This window comes from Vibrio sp. 1151_11, from assembly GCF_029478525.1.
In the GTDB taxonomy this organism is placed as follows: domain Bacteria; phylum Pseudomonadota; class Gammaproteobacteria; order Enterobacterales; family Vibrionaceae; genus Vibrio; species Vibrio anguillarum.
The window spans coordinates 1-16,999 of sequence record NZ_SHMN01000026.1; the positions used below are offsets into that span (position 1 = coordinate 1).

The 16,999-nt window shown below is 43.4% G+C and carries 13 protein-coding genes; 6 read left to right on the plus strand and 7 right to left on the minus strand.

Going from position 1 to position 16,999, the window contains the following annotated elements; translation table 11 throughout:
* Positions 1–20 precede the first annotated feature (20 nt).
* The 3 genes from EXZ60_RS15860 (at position 21) to EXZ60_RS15870 (ending at position 3,021) form a co-directional block, all read left to right on the plus strand.
* Entirely contained in the window at positions 21–1,208 is a 1,188-nt protein-coding gene (locus EXZ60_RS15860) for an MFS transporter (protein ID WP_019282886.1), read from the plus strand.
* 81 nt (positions 1,209–1,289) lie between these two features.
* Entirely contained in the window at positions 1,290–1,919 is a 630-nt protein-coding gene (locus tag EXZ60_RS15865) for a GrxB family glutaredoxin (RefSeq protein ID WP_277435944.1), read from the plus strand.
* A gap of 10 nt (positions 1,920–1,929) precedes the next feature.
* Positions 1,930–3,021, plus strand: a complete 1,092-nt coding sequence (locus tag EXZ60_RS15870) for an alkene reductase (RefSeq protein WP_017044376.1) — start codon at positions 1,930–1,932, stop codon at positions 3,019–3,021.
* 280 nt (positions 3,022–3,301) lie between these two features.
* On the opposite strand, the gene EXZ60_RS15875 is transcribed toward EXZ60_RS15870, so the two are convergent.
* Together EXZ60_RS15875 and EXZ60_RS15880 are read right to left on the minus strand one after the other, a co-directional pair.
* Positions 3,302–6,373 (minus strand): efflux RND transporter permease subunit, encoded by a 3,072-nt coding sequence (locus tag EXZ60_RS15875; RefSeq protein ID WP_277435945.1) that lies wholly within the window; start codon positions 6,371–6,373, stop codon positions 3,302–3,304.
* A gap of 2 nt (positions 6,374–6,375) precedes the next feature.
* The gene (locus EXZ60_RS15880; protein ID WP_019282884.1) at positions 6,376–7,494 is read right to left on the minus strand and encodes an efflux RND transporter periplasmic adaptor subunit; all 1,119 of its coding nucleotides are present in this window, start codon (positions 7,492–7,494) and stop codon (positions 6,376–6,378) included.
* Between the two features lie 116 nt (positions 7,495–7,610).
* On the opposite strand from EXZ60_RS15880, the gene EXZ60_RS15885 reads away from it, so the two are divergent.
* Positions 7,611–8,504 carry a LysR family transcriptional regulator gene (locus tag EXZ60_RS15885; RefSeq protein ID WP_064624841.1) on the plus strand — a complete coding sequence of 298 codons (894 nt, stop codon included), beginning with the start codon at positions 7,611–7,613 and terminating at the stop codon, positions 8,502–8,504.
* Positions 8,505–8,628: 124 nt separating this feature from the next.
* Here EXZ60_RS15885 and EXZ60_RS15890 read toward each other — a convergent pair whose 3' ends face one another.
* The 4 genes from EXZ60_RS15890 to EXZ60_RS15905 all read right to left on the minus strand — a co-directional run bounded on the left by EXZ60_RS15890 (position 8,629) and on the right by EXZ60_RS15905 (position 13,480).
* A complete protein-coding gene (locus tag EXZ60_RS15890) occupies positions 8,629–9,531 on the minus strand; it encodes an alpha/beta hydrolase (protein WP_019281782.1) in 903 nt (300 codons plus the stop codon).
* 117 nt (positions 9,532–9,648) lie between these two features.
* The gene (locus EXZ60_RS15895; protein WP_019281783.1) at positions 9,649–10,530 is read right to left on the minus strand and encodes an alpha/beta hydrolase; all 882 of its coding nucleotides are present in this window, start codon (positions 10,528–10,530) and stop codon (positions 9,649–9,651) included.
* A 62-nt stretch (positions 10,531–10,592) separates the two neighbouring features.
* On the minus strand, positions 10,593–12,455 hold the full coding sequence (locus tag EXZ60_RS15900; RefSeq protein ID WP_064626122.1) for a TonB-dependent receptor: 1,863 nt from the start codon (positions 12,453–12,455) through the stop codon (positions 10,593–10,595).
* Between the two features lie 74 nt (positions 12,456–12,529).
* Positions 12,530–13,480, minus strand: a complete 951-nt coding sequence (locus EXZ60_RS15905; RefSeq protein WP_064626121.1) for a LysR family transcriptional regulator — start codon at positions 13,478–13,480, stop codon at positions 12,530–12,532.
* A gap of 241 nt (positions 13,481–13,721) precedes the next feature.
* On the opposite strand from EXZ60_RS15905, the gene EXZ60_RS15910 reads away from it, so the two are divergent.
* Entirely contained in the window at positions 13,722–14,798 is a 1,077-nt protein-coding gene (locus EXZ60_RS15910; RefSeq protein ID WP_019281786.1) for a 3-deoxy-7-phosphoheptulonate synthase, read from the plus strand.
* A gap of 59 nt (positions 14,799–14,857) precedes the next feature.
* Here the strand turns inward: EXZ60_RS15910 and EXZ60_RS15915 are convergent, their stop codons facing one another.
* The gene (locus EXZ60_RS15915) at positions 14,858–15,634 is read right to left on the minus strand and encodes a 2,3-dihydro-2,3-dihydroxybenzoate dehydrogenase (RefSeq protein WP_069212073.1); all 777 of its coding nucleotides are present in this window, start codon (positions 15,632–15,634) and stop codon (positions 14,858–14,860) included.
* A 176-nt stretch (positions 15,635–15,810) separates the two neighbouring features.
* Between EXZ60_RS15915 and EXZ60_RS15920 the strand changes: the two genes are divergently transcribed.
* On the plus strand, positions 15,811–16,998 hold the full coding sequence (locus EXZ60_RS15920; RefSeq protein WP_019281787.1) for an isochorismate synthase: 1,188 nt from the start codon (positions 15,811–15,813) through the stop codon (positions 16,996–16,998).
* Position 16,999 lies beyond the last annotated feature (1 nt).

The following is a 16,999-nucleotide window of genomic DNA, read 5'->3' on the forward strand; positions in this document are numbered from 1 at the left end:
ATAAAAAAAGAGACTCCCCCATGAATAAAGAAAAAATGCCGCTGCAGGTATGGATCTTAACGCTTGCAGCTTTTGCTATCGGTACCGCGGAATTTGTTATTGCAGGAATTCTTCCTCAAGTCGCCAATTCATTCTCCATCACTGAAGGACAAGCGGGTTACTTAATCAGTGCCTACGCGCTTGCCATTGTATTTGGCGGTCCTCTACTCACAATTTACTTAGCACGCTTTAATAAGAAAGCCGTACTGGCTGGGCTAATGGTGTTGTTTATCCTCGGCAACATATTGTCTGCTTTCGCACCAAACTACTTTGTGCTGATGGTGAGTCGAGTGATCACTGGTTTGGTTCAAGGTCCGTTCTACGGCATCGGTGCCGTGGTAGCGACCAGTTTGGTTTCAGAAAAAATGGCAGGTCGCGCGGTCGGACAGATGTTCGCGGGCTTAACACTGGCTAACGTTTTAGGTGTGCCTAGCGGTACTTGGATTGGCTTGCAATTCGGCTGGCACACCACTTTCTTGACCGTTGCCGCTTTTGGCTTAGTGGCTCTGTTCTTCATCACGTCAGTGATCAAATCGACCGGACACGGCGAAGCAAAAGACGTCAAAGCGCAATTGGCCGCGTTCAAAAACCCAATGCTACTTATCGGCCTAGCGATCACCGTATTTGCTTGGTCGGGGTTCATGACTTTGTATGGCTACATCGCCCCTATTGCCATGCACATCACTGGCTTTGGTGAAAGTGCCGTGACTTGGATTTTAGTTATCGTTGGCATCGGTCTAATTGTTGGCAACACCATAGGTGGTCGTTCATCAGATAAAAACCTACAAAAAGCGTCCATGTTTTGGGCTATCGCGATGATTGTTTCACTCGTACTGGTCGGCCTAACCGTAGACAGCAAAGTACTGTTCATCGCTACCGCCTTTGTATTTGGTATTGCTTCGTTCGCTAACGTACCAGCGATGCAGCTTCGTGTAATGAACCATGGCGGTGAAGGTCAAGAGTTAGCGGCGACGGCAAACATCTCAGCATTCAATTTAGCCAATGCCTTTGGTGGTTTCTTAGGTGGCATGGTGCTCGATAGCCAAATGGGCGCAGGTATGATCCCTTACGCAGCCATCCTTGTTCCACTGATTGGTTTACTCTTCATCGCCAAAGCAAACCGCAAAGAAAGCAAACAAGCTGAGTTAGCACCAAGTTTCAACAACTAACTTCATCCCTATCGGTAGCCCTTATCTAACGCCTACTGAGTTAAATCGGGGCTATTTAATACGAACCACGAGAAAAACGCTATGAAACTCTACATTTACGAACATTGCCCATTTAGTGCTCGCGTCCGCTATGTTGCTGGCATGCTAAATATCCCACTCGACGTCATCAACATTGCGTATGATGACGACAAAACCACCACCGACCTGATTGGAACCAAGCAAGTACCGCTTCTTATCAAAGATAACGATGAAGTGCTAGCAGAAAGCCTAGACATCATCGCTTACTTCCTTGAGCTGGCAAGATCGACAGAGACAAGCCAACCGTCGCAACAAGTGCTGGACTGGCAAAAAATCGCGTTTCTTCCACTGCAAAAAGTGGGTTACCCACGTTGGTCAAATATGGATTTGCCAGAGTTTGCCACTCAGTCTGCACAACAAGCTTGGCGCGCTAAGAAGGAAACTGACGCACTCAATTTCGATGCCCTTCTGCAAGACACACCAAACATTGCCAAAGAGGTAGAAGCGCTCATCGAACGTGCGAAAACCGTGTTGAATCTCGACTCCTACCAACATGTGACTTTGGTAGACGAAGCCATCTTATTTTCTATTTTACGTGGCTTTTTCAGTGCCGCAGAAATCCAATGGGACAACACTGTGAAAAATTGGATGGAATCTGTGAGTAACAAAACCCAAGTACCACTACTTAAGTAAGGAACCGATCATGAGCAAACTTTTTGAACCAACACAGCTAAAACAACTGGATTTACAAAACCGTGTAGTCATGGCACCAATGACTCGAGCACGCACCAGCCAGCCGGGTAATATTCCAAACCAGATGATGGCGACTTACTACAAGCAACGTGCGACTGCGGGCTTAATTATTTCAGAAGCCACCCAGATTTCTGATGACTCACAAGGTTACTCTTTCACGCCAGGCGTCTACACCGACGAGCAAGTGGCAGGCTGGAAAGCAGTCACTCAAGCAGCAAAAGAACAAGGCGCAGCCATGTTTTGCCAGTTATGGCATGTTGGTCGTGTCTCGCACCCGACATTCCAAAAAGGTGAACAGCCTATTGCTCCATCGGCACTCAAACCGGTAGAAACCCAAGTGTGGATTGCCGACGAACAAGGCAATGGCAACATGGTCGATTGTGTAGAGCCACGAGCTATGACTCAAGCCGATATTGACCGTGTTGTGAGTGATTTTGCCCATGCAGCTAAACGTGCGATTGAAGCTGGCTTCGATGGCGTCGAAATCCACGGAGGTAATGGTTACCTGATTGATCAGTTCCTACGTACAAATTCAAACCACAGAACCGATAACTATGGCGGTACTCGCGAAAACCGACTTCGCTTTTTATTAGAAGTGGTCGATGCGGTGAGCGAAGCCATTGGTGCCAACAAAGTGGGAGTTAGACTCGCGCCTTTCATCACTTTTAAGGACATGAACTGCCCAGACATTGTGCCAACCATCCTCGAAGCATCGAAACAACTTCAAGCTCGTGATATTGCGTACTTGCACCTGTCTGAAGCGGATTGGGACGACGCGCCAGTGATTCCAGAAAATTTCCGAATCGAACTACGCAAATACTTCACAAACACAATTATCGTTGCAGGCAGTTACACCCAAGATCGTGCCGATGATGTACTCGAAAAAGGTTATGCGGATTTAGTGGCGTTTGGACGCCCGTTTGTTTCTAACCCAGATTTGGTAGCACGCTTAAAGCACCAACAACCTCTGGCTGAGCTGGATGGTTCGACATTATTTGGTGGTAATGAGCATGGATACATCGACTACCCAACACTCCCTTAAAAACACAACGACCTAGACAAAAATAAGTATTTACAACGTGCAGTGTTTCTTTGAATCAAAGAGCTTATAAGCTGCACTTTTTCTTGTATAACATTGTCACATTTAGGCGCTCAGTCATTCATCACTAAATGATGGCCATATGTCTATAGACCAATTTTATCAAGATCTTGGATAAGGTCATCTCGCTAACTTGGAGTACTGTACCACTACAGACAAGCCTCTATCGGTTTGGATTCGGCCCCCGCTGGGAGCCATATCCCCTTAACCTGAGGTTACAACATCAATCTGCTACAAAAGGTTCAACTTTTATTCGATATATAAGCGTATAAATCACAGGTAAGATAACCAAAGTTAGCACAGTGGCAAAACCTAAACCAAACACTATCGTCACCGCCATCGACTGAAAGAAAGGATCAGAGAGTAAAGGAACCATCCCCAACATCGTCGTTAATGCCGCCATCCCGACAGGCCTAACACGACTCACGGCCGATTGGTAAACAGCATGATAAGGCGGTTTACCTTCTTTTAGTTCCAAATTGATTTGATCAACCAATACAATGCTGTTTTTGATAATCATCCCGCTTAAGCTCAGCATTCCTAAGACTGCCATAAAACTCAAAGGCGCATCGAGTGCTAACAGACCAAAAGCAACGCCTATCACCGCAAGAGGTACGGTCAACCAAATAATGATCGGCTGTCGAAGCGAATTAAAAAGCAAAACGGTAATTAAAAACATCGCTAAATAACCCATAGGGATAGAGCTAGCTAACCCTTGCTGGGCTTCAGATGAGGTTTCAAACTCGCCTCCCCACTCCAATGTATACCCAACAGGTAACTCCAAAGCCTCTACCTTATAGCGCACTTTTTTCAGTAGTGAATCTGCGGTTTCATGGCTGTGGGTTGCTGGATCTGCTAATACAGTAATAACTCTCTTTCTATCACGACGCATTATGATTGGGTTCTCCCATTCACTTGCAAAACTGCTAACTAGCTGAGTTATCGGGGCGAAGTCCTGATATTTAGAACTCCACACTTGTAGCTCATTTAAACTATTAGCATTTTTACGTTCATTCGCTGGGGAACGAGCGATGATAGGTAATAGGTGTGAACCATCACGATAAATACCAATCTGTTGACCATTAAAGTTACGTAGTAAAGCCGTATCTAGATCTTGCTTACTAATGCCAATTTCACGTGAACGAGCTAAATCAATTTGCGGACGAATAATTAATTGCTTATTTCGCCAAGTGCTACGAATATTATCTGCGTCAGGTTCTTGATTAAAGATATCCTTAACTTGTTCTGATAATTGCCGAAGTATTATAGGATTATCACCATACAATCTCGCCTCTATTTTGGCAGCTGGAGATGGGCCATTTTCCATTTTTTTTACACGGTATTCAGCTTCGGGATAAGCTTGTCTTAGATGTTGTTCTAGCCAAGGTAGAAACTGCGCTAGATTTTCTAAATCTCTCATCTCAATCATTAATTGAGCATAAGCGGCATACGTTTTCTCCGGTTGATATGTTAATGCAAATCGTTGAGCACCCTGTCCTATTACCGAGGTAATATTCACAATACCGTGTTCATCGTAAGTATTTAATAAATCATGTTCAATACGGTTTACTAACGTCTCTGTACCTAAGATATCTGTACCTTCTGGCATCCAGATATCAACCATAAAAATAGGTGTAGTTGAGGCTGGGAAAAATACATTTTTTACCTTCGTCATACCGATTACAGTAGCAATGAGCATGATGACTACGATGATTAAACTCAAAAGTCGATAACGCATTGCAGACGATAATATCTTATCGTATAGAGTAAAAATCACTCCGTTATAAGGATTTGTTTCAGCATTACTTTTATCCCCATCCTTAAAAAGCAAATAACAAAAGAACGGTGTAATGGTAATTGCCGTAACCCAACTAATTGATAATGAGATAAGCAACACTTGGAACAAGGATGCACAAAACTCACCAGTAGCATCCGATGAAAGACCAATCGGTGCAAAAGCCATAATCGCAATGATGGTCGCACCTAATAGCGGTCCTTGGCTTTGTTTGACAATACGACTAGCAGCCTCCTTACGACTTAATCCTTTTCTAATGCCAATAATAATACCTTCAGTGACAACGATCGCATTATCAACTAACATTCCCAAAGCAATGATCAAAGCGCCAAGCGAAACGTTCTGTAACTGAATTCCAAATACATTCATCACAATAAACGTGCCAAGTATGGTAATTGTTAAAACGGCGCCCATCAGAACTCCGGATTTTAACCCCATAAACACCAGTAAAACGAGAATTACAATCGCAACTGACTGAGCAAGGTTGATGATAAATCCGCTAACGGCTTTATCCACGATCGCTCCTTGATCATAAATCACATTAAGTTGCATTCCTACGGGAATTTCCGCCGACAGCGATCCTATATGCTGGCTGATTGCACGAGAAATATCGACAACATTAACGCCTGAAGAATAGGAAATACCGACAGATAGAGCCTTTTCTCCATTACTGTGATAAATCTCGCTTGGTGCTTCTGTGGTCGTTCGATATATCTTAGCAATATCCCCCAGATAAATTAATTTATCACTACCCGCTGGACTAACTAAGATGTGCTTCATTTCGGTAATATCTGCCAGTTCACCTGTTGGATGAATTCGTATTCGATAATCACCGACTAGCATTTTCCCTGCATTGGAAACCACATTTTGGGTTTGCAATAAGCCATAGATGTAATCAGGCTCTAATCCCAATGCAGCTAACTTTTGCTGGCTCATTTCAACCACAACGATCTCTTGTGGAATGCCCGTTACTGAGACTTTTTTTACACCAGGTATTAACACGAGCTCACGGCGTAACAAATTACTGAAATTGTGTAGCTCTCTATAACTATAACCTTCCCCAGTAAGATTGAGCATATAACCATAAACATCGGAAAAATCATCAACAATCACTGATGTGCTGACGCCAGTAGGCATAATTCCTTGAGCATCGTTTACTTTTCGGCGTAGTTCATCCCATACTTGTGGCAAGCTATGTTTATCATATTGATCGCTGATTTCTACTTCGATTTGAGATAGGCCAGCACTATTGATTGACGTAATATGCTTTATCTGTGACATCTGCTGAATTGCATCTTCTAATGGAAGCGTCACTTCTTCTTCAACTTGTTCGGGACTCCCTCCCGGATAGTTAGTAATCACTAAGGCTGTCTTGATCGTAAATTCAGGCTGCTCAAGTTGACCTAAATTCGTGAAGGATATTGCCCCTCCAACCAGCATCAACAGTACAACCATCCAGCTGATCACTTTATGATTAATGCTATAGAGTGCAGCGTTCATAGTTATACCCCTCTCGCCCAGATAAGAGGTTTAATTAGCTCTTTATCCGTTAGCGAGTTGACTCCATTAGCAACCACTTGGTCACCTACCTCAAGACCAGACAAAACTTCAATACCCTCAGCATGCAAATTACCTAATAAAACAGGGGTTAATTTCAACGTCTGAGTCTCTGGTTGATATACCCAAACCGATGCAGCATGCTCACCTTTATCAGAAAAATCCTGACTCGTTCTCACTAACGCACTCAACGGTAAAAGTGAAATCGAAGTACGATGGGAAGTCGCTGCTATCATATCAATCGAAACCGTCGTACTCATTCCAGGTAATAGATGCGTGAGTTCTGGTGCAGTTAAAGTAAAGGTCATTTCATAGGTTTGTGTTCCTTCCGCCGCAAGATAACTGTGCTCTTTATAATTCAACAAAAAACGTTGCCCTTTAACAAAGCTATCGAACTGCGCAAAGGCATTTATATCTTCAAGGTTCATGGAATTTTTTAAATCAAGAAGCACAGATTCAGGCAATTGAATTTTCAGATCAAAGGTATCAATATTTTGCAAGGTGATAATCGTCTGATTCGATGGAATCATTTGGTAGTTATCAGTATGTACCTTTCCTATAACGCCTGAAAATGGAGCATATAACGTGGTATAGGCTAATTGATCTTGATTCGCTCTCAAGCTAGCTTCTGCTGATTTTAAGACCGCACGAGCACTATCTACATCGGACGCTGAAATCAGTCTCCGGTTGAGTAGCGTTTGTTTCCGTTTAAAGTCAACTTGAGCAAGTTCAAAGTTTGCTTTTGCATTAAGCAGGGCGTTGATAGCATCACGTTTATCTAACTCGGCAAGAATGTCACCTTGAGCAACATATTGCCCTTCCACTAAATCAAGTTGAATCAGTTCACCGCTAATTCTAAAAGCAAGGTCTGCCTGCTGGCTCGCATACAGCTTGCCAGGAAAACGCCGTTGTTGTGACGAAGATAATTGATCAACATGAATCAGTTTCACCGAGCGAGGTGTGCTGGAGTTAGGGACATCCTCTTGGCTGGCAAAGTTACAACCAGCAAGCAAAGTTGATAGTGCAAATGCGCTGGTAATCGGATAAAGCATAAATTTCAACATAGTATCCTTGAGATCTATCTATTGATAAAAGTTCATTATAGGGAGCAATCTGATTGCAAAAAACACAACAATGTGAAACATTGAGTTCCGAAAAATGAAACAAAGACACTTACAGTATGAAACTAGAAGATATTAAGTTATTTCACTTAATTGTGGATGCAGGTAATTTAACGAAAGCCTCAGAATTACTAGATTTGCCTAAATCTAACTTAAGTCGACGGATTAAAAATCTAGAAATAGAGCTTAAAGTAAGCTTATTTCATCGTCATCAACGGGCAATCACCTTATCGGAGAATGGGCGGCTCTTTTATCAACGCACTCAACCCCTCCTCGCAGATTTCGATTCCGTAATTGAAGATATGACGCATGACTCACTTGAGCTAAATGGACACCTACGATTACAGTTACTCCCATTACCGGGAGTAGATGTTTTTGAAAAATCAGTATTTAAATTTATGGAGAAGCACCCTAAAGTACATATTGAGATAATCATCAGTGCAGATGATCGAAATTTAATTAAAGATAATATAGATATTGCCATTCGAATTGGAAAACAATTAGAAAATTCAAGTTTAATTGCACGCCCATTAAAAACTATTACTATGGGCTATTATGCTAGTCCTAACTATTTAGAGAAATATGGACATCCGCATACTGAAGATGAATTAAAACAGCATAATTTTATTATTCAGAGAATGCCTGATGGAAAATTAGCAAGACAGTTTCCTTTATCTAACGGACAAACGTTTCAGGCAAAAGGAAAACTTGTCGTCAATGATATCGCACTAATAACTAGTGCCTGTATTAAACACCAAGGAATAATCTATCACCCTAATCATCTAGCTAAGCCTGAAGTAGAAAAAGGAAAATTAGTACACTTATTAACAAAAACCGATTCGATTAAATATACAGGGTGGTTAGTTTATCCCAATCGCAGTAGCTTATCTCGAGCAGCAAAAGCGCTAATAGACTTTATCTATAAAGAAGTTGAACCGCTGGTTATTGAATAACCATTACATAATAAAAAAAGAATAGATTTTAGGTTCATAAACATTATATCCTCAATATAAATTGGAGTTGTCGCCCAAGTAACCACAACTCCAAACAGACTATTAACCAAATAAAAATATTGCTTTACTCAACCTTCGCTTGAATAAAGTCCAGCACTTTAGCTACATAGGGCTCGGTATCAAAGATAGGGTCACCATGGTGAGCCCCCTCAACCAAATAAAGATGATTCTCTACGTTATAATTATCAAGCACACTTTTTAAATACTCACTTTGGCTATACGGTACCGTCGTATCATTGAGGCCATGAAAGAGAATAAAAGGTGGCGTTGTGTCATCAATATAAGTTGTTGGAGAAGCCCATTTAGCAAAATCAGCATCTTCTCTTGCGAATTTACCCAGCATTTTGGCTTGTGATGAGTCTGGCGCATCATGATCGATTTCCCCACTGTTTCCTTTCAACTCAACAAGATCACTCGGTCCAAAAAAATCCACGACCGCGGATACTTTATAACGCGGCTCATGCCCTGCTAGGTAAAAACCACTGTCATGGGCATTAGACGTCGCCACTAACATCGCTAAATGCGCACCCGCAGAGCGGCCCATCATCACAACGCTATCGCTCTTTAAAGAGTATTCCTGATGGTGATCGATCAGATAATTGATCGCATCGTTAATATCCGCTACAGGTGCAGGAAACGTAGCTTCGCTGCTTAAGCGATAATTCACCGCCGCGACAGCGTAGCCATGGTTTAATAACGAGTTCGCTAATTGCCCATTTTTAGTGACAAATTCATCTTTCGATCCGCGCATCCATGCCCCACCATGAACCCATACGAGTAAAGGTGTAGCTTGTTTCTGATTGGGCAGATAAAGATCCAACGCCAACTCTTTTCCGTTCACGGTCTTATAAACTATCGTTTGTTTTTGAACAGGGAGTTGTGTGGTCTCATTCCTATTTCTCGCGCTACAACCAACTAGTATGACAATACTGATAAGGGTTGTTAGCGCCACTGTTGCTATTTTCATTACAATGACCTCTTAATATAGTACACGAGCTAATGTTAAAGTAATGAAACTACTTCTCCATTCATTTTGCATTTATTTACATTTCACTCTGTCACCAATAATAATTGACAATTGACTTCAATTATTTACCGGTAAATAGTGTTGGATAAAAGTAATAACGGCAGGCACATATTTCTCCGTATCAAAGACTTTCGCACTGTGGCCCACATCTGGTTCAATCAAAAGTTGGTTCTCAATTCCATGTTGATCAAGCTGTTTTTGAAACTCAATACTTTGCACTATCGGTACTTGTTTATCCTTGTTGCCATGCAGCAAAAGAAACGGTGGAGTTTGGGCTGAAACATAGCTGATCGGAGAGGCTTGTTTCGCCAACTCCGGAGCTTGAGCTGGAATAGCGCCGAGAAATTTAGAAACCGATGAATTTTGAGTAGTTTTGTCGCCTTTCGCATTGCCTAGAGCTAATAAATCCATCGGCCCAAAGAAACTCACCACTGCCGCGACTTGGTATTTTGGCTCAAACGGAAAGCCCAACTCGCGATGAGCGTTGAGCGTCCCTATTAGCCCAGCGAGATGTCCACCAGCAGAGCGGCCCATCAACACTACTTGTTTAGCATCAAAATGGTACTCATCTGACCTTTGATGCAAAAAATTGATCGCGTCATTAATATCGATCACCGGTTGAGGAAAGCTCGCTTGCCCGCTTAACCGATAATCAACAGCTGCAAGGGCATAGCCTTGATCAAGTACCGAATCAAGCAGTCGCCGATTATCCGTTTCGATCGCCTCTTTACTGCCTCTCTTCCATGCTCCGCCATGAATCCAAATCAGTAACGGTGGACGCTCAGCGCTGGACGCCTTAGGAAAATAGACATTGAGCTTAAGATCTTGTCCATCAATGGTTTTATAGACAATATCTTTGCTCACTCTCGCATTAACGTCTGCACTTAAACTTGGTGATGTAAAGAAACACAGCAGCAGGAAATAAATAACTTTTCTCATGATCAATTCTCAACTCTTCTGGCGATCATTTATCACCAGAAGAGTGTTGTTTAAAAGGGATATTAGAATGACGTGTTGATGGCAAACCAGTAACGACGCCCATCTTCCACGTATCCGTATTCTTGGTAAGTAGTTTCTTGAGCAAACAGATTGTAGATGCCCGCCATGAGCTTGACATTGGCGTTCAGTTGCCAATTGCTACCAAGATCAAAATAGGTGATAGAAGGGGCTAAAACGTTACTCGAATCTTTGGTGATAGCTTGTTTTTCTTCACCTCGATAAGAGATCCGAGCCCATAAATTGAGATCATCTGCCACAGACCAATCGGTATTAATGGTCACTAGATGATTAGGCATCTGAGTGAGTGGTAATCCTTTGTCCTCACCGGACTGTTTCTCACTCTCGGTATAGGTATAGGTTGCCGCCGCATTCAGCGTCTGCGTAATATTTTTCGAGATAGAGACTTCCGCTCCATACGTCTTAGCATCTTCGATATTGATGTAGGTTGCATCACAAGCTCGGCCAGTACAGTTGGCATCAAGATTGACCGTATCTATTTTATTCTCGAAGCGGTTGTAAAAGAGCGTGACGTTCGACGTGAGCGTGTCATCGCCAACAAAATAGAGCCCAACTTCCGTATTGACGGATGTTTCAGCTTTCAGGTCTGGGTTGCCAAAGACCTCGCAGCGACCATTGCAGCTTTCTTGTACCCAATCGCCTTCCATCTCCGTCAAACTGGGTGCGCGATACCCTGTCGAGAGCCCACCTTTTACCGTCCAATGGTGATTTAAGGTATAAACGCCGTACAAACGTGGACTCAGTTGAGTATTAAATTGGTCATTATCATCCAAACGAAGCCCTGCCGTTAGTGCTAACAAGTCCGTTAAATACCATTCATCTTCTGCATACAAAGACCACTGGGTGTTTTTAAACAAAAACTGGCGATTATCCAGTTGCTGTTTTTCGTAAGCGGCCCCCACCGTCAGATAATGCTCGCCAACAGGTATCGACCATTGTGTATTGACGCTGGTATTTTCTACTTCCAGTTGACGACCCACATTTTCTACCTTTTCATGGGTCCAATACGATTGGCCCTGTCCCCACTTATAAGTACCAGAATGAGCCAGACCGAAAGAGCGACGGTGGTTATTGGTTTCTGCATTTGCCTTTCGAGACTTATTTTCAGTATTGATGCGTTGCTGATCATGATAGGTATAATCGAAGGTCAGGGTATCGTCATCCGTTGGCGTGAGATAAAGCGATGCGCGATAACTTTGCAGCTCTTTACCACCATTGGCATACAAGATCTCATCTTCTTTACGCTCTTGATACAAACCTGACAGTGAAGCGCTGAGTAAATTATCCACAAGCGGACCGGCAGCATAGAGCTCTCCTTGATAGAAGTCACCTGATTGCGTATTTTCTTGTAGTGTCGCTTCAGCGCGAAGGCTACCGTGCCACTGCTGATAATCTTTGCGGGTAATGATGTTGATAACACCACCGATCGCATCAGAACCATATAATGTCGACATCGGGCCACGGACCACTTCGATACGCTCAATGGCATTGAGTGGTGGCAACCAGTCCTGCTCAAAACCGCCCCCACTACTTACTTGTGTTTCACGACCTGACTGTTTGCGTCCATCGACAAGAATAACGGTATATTCAGAAGGCATCCCTCGTAACGAAATTTCCTGACGCGATCCACCCCCCGTGATCACCACACCCGGTAGATCTTTCAGGGCATCAGTTAAGTCTTTGTAGGAACGGCTGTCAAGTCGCTCACGGTCAATCACACTGATCGATGCAGGTGCCTCCGTGACGACCTTGTCATAACCCGAGGCGGTAACAACCAAGGTCTCCATTGTTTGTTTGGCAATCTCTTCTGCCTGAACTGGGGCCTGCACACCGACGCTTAACCCCATGATACTGAGTTTAACTGCAATCGTAGATAAAGAATGACGAGTAAAGAGGGCATATTGCATAACGCTACTGCAAGTTATGCAATTATCAGATTTTCCGTATGATCTTCTACATAGTATTGTTTGAAAATCGAACGCACCCATTCACACATCGCATCATCATGAAATCGCTTGTGCCAATAGAGATATACCGAGGTAAATTCTAAGCGGAGTTCGCTCGGGACTTCTCTTGTGATTAAGCGACTATCTAGACATGCCTCGTCGGCGTAAGCGGCTGGCAGGTGGAAGATGATATCGCTTGTCGCTGCGATATTCGCAGCAGAACTGAAATGACTGAGCAAGACAGGGACCGATAGGCGATTCTTTTTATCGACTAAGCCAAGCTCAATAAATTTATGTTCAAACGAGAGGGTTTTTTCTCCCTGCAAAGAAATTTGTCCGAAGCAGCAATGGAGTAATTTGTCCGCCGAGAGAGTTTGCTCGGCAAGCAGATGCTCCCGACTCATGAGCAGTTTAAACTCACGTTTGGCTACTGTCATTCGGTATAAATTTTGATCGGAACTGGGGGGCTGGTGAGCGGATAGAACAAAATGCACATCACCCGCAATCAAGGCTTCGAAGTGCCGTTTAGCTGTAGTATCAATACTAATGGTCATTTTCGGTGCTTGACGGCGAATCTCACTAATCACCGTGGGCATTAAGGTATTGATCTGCGGCTGGAGTCCAAAAAATCGTACAGTACTTGTCGTCGTTTGGGGAGTAAAGGACTGTTTGTTAACCAATACTTCTAAACTATTGATCACCAAATTGATGTCTTGCTTAATATTCGAGGCTTTCGGCGTTAACTCATAGCCTGAATGGGTTCGGACCAAAAGTTCATCGGAAAATAGCGTGCGCATCTTTTGCAGTGCACGACTGACTGACGATTGGCTAACATTCATTCTCAGTGCTGTATTCGAGACATGCTTTTCTTCGAGTAAACTCTTAAGAATCAGTAGAGAATTGATATCAACCTGAGATATGTCCATAGTGAAAGCTCTTTGATAAAAATATGTATATACAAGAATACCAGCCAAATGGGCATAAAAAAGCACAATCATCATAAACATAATAGTCATTGATCATTGCTACTACTTCATTTTAAACGCGTTCCTCCATTTTGATTTAAATCTGTTTACATATTGACAATTGTACAAATGTTTCACACTATCGGAAATAATTAATGATAATAATTATCATTACGTCGTAATGTTTATGCGGATAGTGCTCATGAAATCTCTACATAATGTGATGAACGCTTCATCAATCACTCCTTTACCCAATCTCTACCTTCTAGACCAATCATCAGAAACCAATAATCAACGATCAATGGCCGTTCACCAACACCGCCAAGATATTCAAAATATCTTGGCGGGTCGTGACTCAAGGATGTTGGTGATTATTGGGCCATGTTCAATCCACGACCCTGAGGCTGCAATTGACTATGCACACAGACTCGCAAAGGCACAAAAACAGTTCAGCAGCACTCTCAAGTTGGTGATGCGAACCTATTTTGAAAAACCGAGAACGCGGACTGGCTGGAAAGGATACATGGTTGACCCTGATCTCAACGGTCAATTTAACTTACTCAAAGGGCTCAGCTCTAGCCGTGAATTACTCAAGTCAGTCTTAGCACTAGGTGTACCAACAGCGACTGAGTTTTTAGATACGCATATCGCTCCGTATATCGCGGACCTTATTTGTTGGGGTGCGGTTGGCGCAAGAACCACTGAATCACAACCGCATCGCCAACTCGCGTCAGCATTGCACTGCCCTATTGGTTTTAAAAATGGTACTGACGGCAATACGACCATTGCAATCGATGCGATTCATGCCGCTAACGATTCACATCTGTTGATTATGGCGGGTGAGAATGGACAACCGGTAGCGGTGCAAACTCAAGGTAATCCATATTGCCATATTATTTTACGTGGTGGTGTCACGCCAAACTATGCAAGTCACAGTGTTAAAAGTGCGGCTTATCAATTACACCATAGCCAACTCAGTAGTAGGCTAGTGGTTGACTGCAGCCACGGCAATAGTGGAAAAATCGCTAAGAATCAATTGGATGTAATAAACAACATAGCCCAGCAACTGCTGTCTGGAGAGCGCTACATTGCGGGGGTAATGTGCGAAAGCTTTTTGCAAGGCGGTAGCCAAGCTTTGGATAAAGGCCCGCTCTGCTACGGCCAATCCATCACTGATGAGTGCTTAAGTTGGGAGGATACAATGTGCTTTTTAAATACGCTCGATGATGCGGTCGCAACACTTCAACAGCAGCAATATTGTCAGCCCGCTCCAGTGTAAACGACCACTAAGGTGAAGCTCCTACTTGCTTCACCTTGCCTACCGTCAGCGGCCTTCACCTAATTATCGAGCGTAGCGCCGCCATCCACTCTCAAATCATGCATGGTGATTTGACTTGCTGCATTGGACATCAAAAACATAACAACCCCAGCAATGTCTTCGGGCTCCGCCATTTTGCCAAGGGGTATCCCCAAACGGTACTGTTCAAGATTACCTTTTATCACTTCTCTTTCACCATATTCGCTGTTCCATAACTGCGTTTGCATTTCGGTGCGTGTTGAGCCTGGGCTAACGATATTGCATCGAATTCCATCGTTTGCAAGCTCAAGAGCTGCGCACTTGACCAACATATGCAAAGCCGATTTAGATGCCGCATATGCTCCAATATTGAGCCGAGGCGTATTCGCTGAATTAGAGCCAATCACAATAACATTGCCACGCTGGCGCACTTTCATTCCTATCGTAACCCCTTGCAAAGCGGCTAAGGTGCCAAACGTATTGACATCAAACATCGCTTTGATCTCTGACATCGATAATTCGGTTATTGAACCAAGGTGCAATATGCCAGCGCAGCTGATGAAATGATCAAACTGATAGCGCTCATTCAGTTCTTGTACCCTTTTTTTTACGTCGTCATGATGCTGTAAATCAAGCTCATAGCAATGAAGCTGCTCAGTATAGCGCGCGTTCAAACTCGCTAATTGCTGAGTTAATTGGTGGTGATTTCTATCCGTCGCTACAACTCGATAACCGCTCGCCAGTAAAGATTCCAATACCGCATAACCAATCCCCTGTCCGGCTCCAGTCAATAAAACCGTTTCGTCTAATTTCATCATTTTCCTAACTTTACTCCGTTAAATCCACACTAAACCATAGCCATAACCGAATCTCACCCTCAGTTAATAACATTAATTATCATTTGTTATTGATAATTATTATCATATATAATCTGCGTACTTTAGTGGTTTGTAAAATAATAAGCAATTAGGCGTAACACGTTATTAATGGAGTTTTGGTGATGAAACGTGAAGTTATTGGGTTTTCAAAAATGGCTAATCAGCTATTGGATGAGCACTTAAAAGAATCTCCCTTCTTTTTTGCTTCGCCTCACAACACCATGCTTGGCGTGGGAATTGCTCATCAGTTCAATCAGGCGATCCCATTCTGCGAGCTGGCGGATCAAGCAACAAAGATGCTAGAAGCAGCAAAAACAGATGAGTACGATAATCCTATTTTATTTGCGACGATTCCTTTTAATGAAGAGACGGCGACGCGTTTCTTTATTCCAGAAAAGCTCTATGTTTCTGGTAGCCCGCGGGCCAGTGAAAAAGAGGAGCAGCAGAGCCACAAAGCGACCATTGTTTCACCGCCAACAGGCAACGACTACAAACAAGGAGTCACAACCTTACTTGAGCTGTTTAATACCACCGAACTATCAAAAGTGGTGCTATCACGTTTAGTGAAACTCTCGACTCCGCAACACATCGATCAAACTCGTTTATTGCGTAATCTGTTGTCCATCAATCGCAATGGCTACACTTTTTCTACTGAAATTGGCCCTAACGCCAAGTTAATGGGCGCCAGTCCCGAGTTGTTGTTGGCGAAGAAAGGCGGGTTTATCGTTTCTAACCCCCTAGCGGGCTCGCGGCCTAAATCAAACAATGCGGTGCAAAACCAACAGCGCTCCGCTTCATTACTTGATACGCAAAAAGATCTGAATGAACATGCCTTCGTCGTCGAGGAAGTCGAGAAAGTACTCAGCCGCTACTGCCATAACTTATTTACCCCTATGGTTCCATCAGTGATTGAAACCGAAACGATGCTGCATTTATCAACAGTGCTTGAAGGGCAAGCCGATGATCCGATGATTAACTCGCTGCGCATTGCAGCAGAGTTACACCCAACACCCGCGGTGTGTGGTTATCCAAGATTATCGGCTTATCAAGCGATTAAGCAGATCGAAACCTTCGACCGCGGCTACTTCACTGGCATGATCGGTTGGTGCGATGCTAGGGGGAATGGCGAGTGGGTTGTCACGATACGCTGCGCTGAAGTGAGCCAAAATGAGATGAGTGTGTTCGCTGGAGCTGGCATTGTGAATGAATCCTCACCGCAGAGTGAACTCGATGAAACAGGGGCAAAAATGAGCACCATTTTGAAAGCCGCTGGTATTGAAATTGATGAATTACTTACCGCCTAAG

Coding starts and splice junctions, on each gene's coding strand:
- EXZ60_RS15865 (WP_277435944.1), top strand. CDS start 1,290: ATGAAACTCTACATTTACGAACATTGCCCATTTAGTGCTCGCGTCCGC.
- EXZ60_RS15890 (WP_019281782.1), bottom strand. CDS start 9,531: ATGAAAATAGCAACAGTGGCGCTAACAACCCTTATCAGTATTGTCATA.
- EXZ60_RS15915 (WP_069212073.1), bottom strand. CDS start 15,634: ATGATGAAATTAGACGAAACGGTTTTATTGACTGGAGCCGGACAGGGG.
- EXZ60_RS15880 (WP_019282884.1), bottom strand. CDS start 7,494: ATGTTGAAATTTATGCTTTATCCGATTACCAGCGCATTTGCACTATCA.
- EXZ60_RS15870 (WP_017044376.1), top strand. CDS start 1,930: ATGAGCAAACTTTTTGAACCAACACAGCTAAAACAACTGGATTTACAA.
- EXZ60_RS15875 (WP_277435945.1), bottom strand. CDS start 6,373: ATGAACGCTGCACTCTATAGCATTAATCATAAAGTGATCAGCTGGATG.
- EXZ60_RS15885 (WP_064624841.1), top strand. CDS start 7,611: ATGAAACTAGAAGATATTAAGTTATTTCACTTAATTGTGGATGCAGGT.
- EXZ60_RS15895 (WP_019281783.1), bottom strand. CDS start 10,530: ATGAGAAAAGTTATTTATTTCCTGCTGCTGTGTTTCTTTACATCACCA.
- EXZ60_RS15905 (WP_064626121.1), bottom strand. CDS start 13,480: ATGGACATATCTCAGGTTGATATCAATTCTCTACTGATTCTTAAGAGT.
- EXZ60_RS15910 (WP_019281786.1), top strand. CDS start 13,722: ATGAAATCTCTACATAATGTGATGAACGCTTCATCAATCACTCCTTTA.
- EXZ60_RS15900 (WP_064626122.1), bottom strand. CDS start 12,455: ATGGGGTTAAGCGTCGGTGTGCAGGCCCCAGTTCAGGCAGAAGAGATT.
- EXZ60_RS15860 (WP_019282886.1), top strand. CDS start 21: ATGAATAAAGAAAAAATGCCGCTGCAGGTATGGATCTTAACGCTTGCA.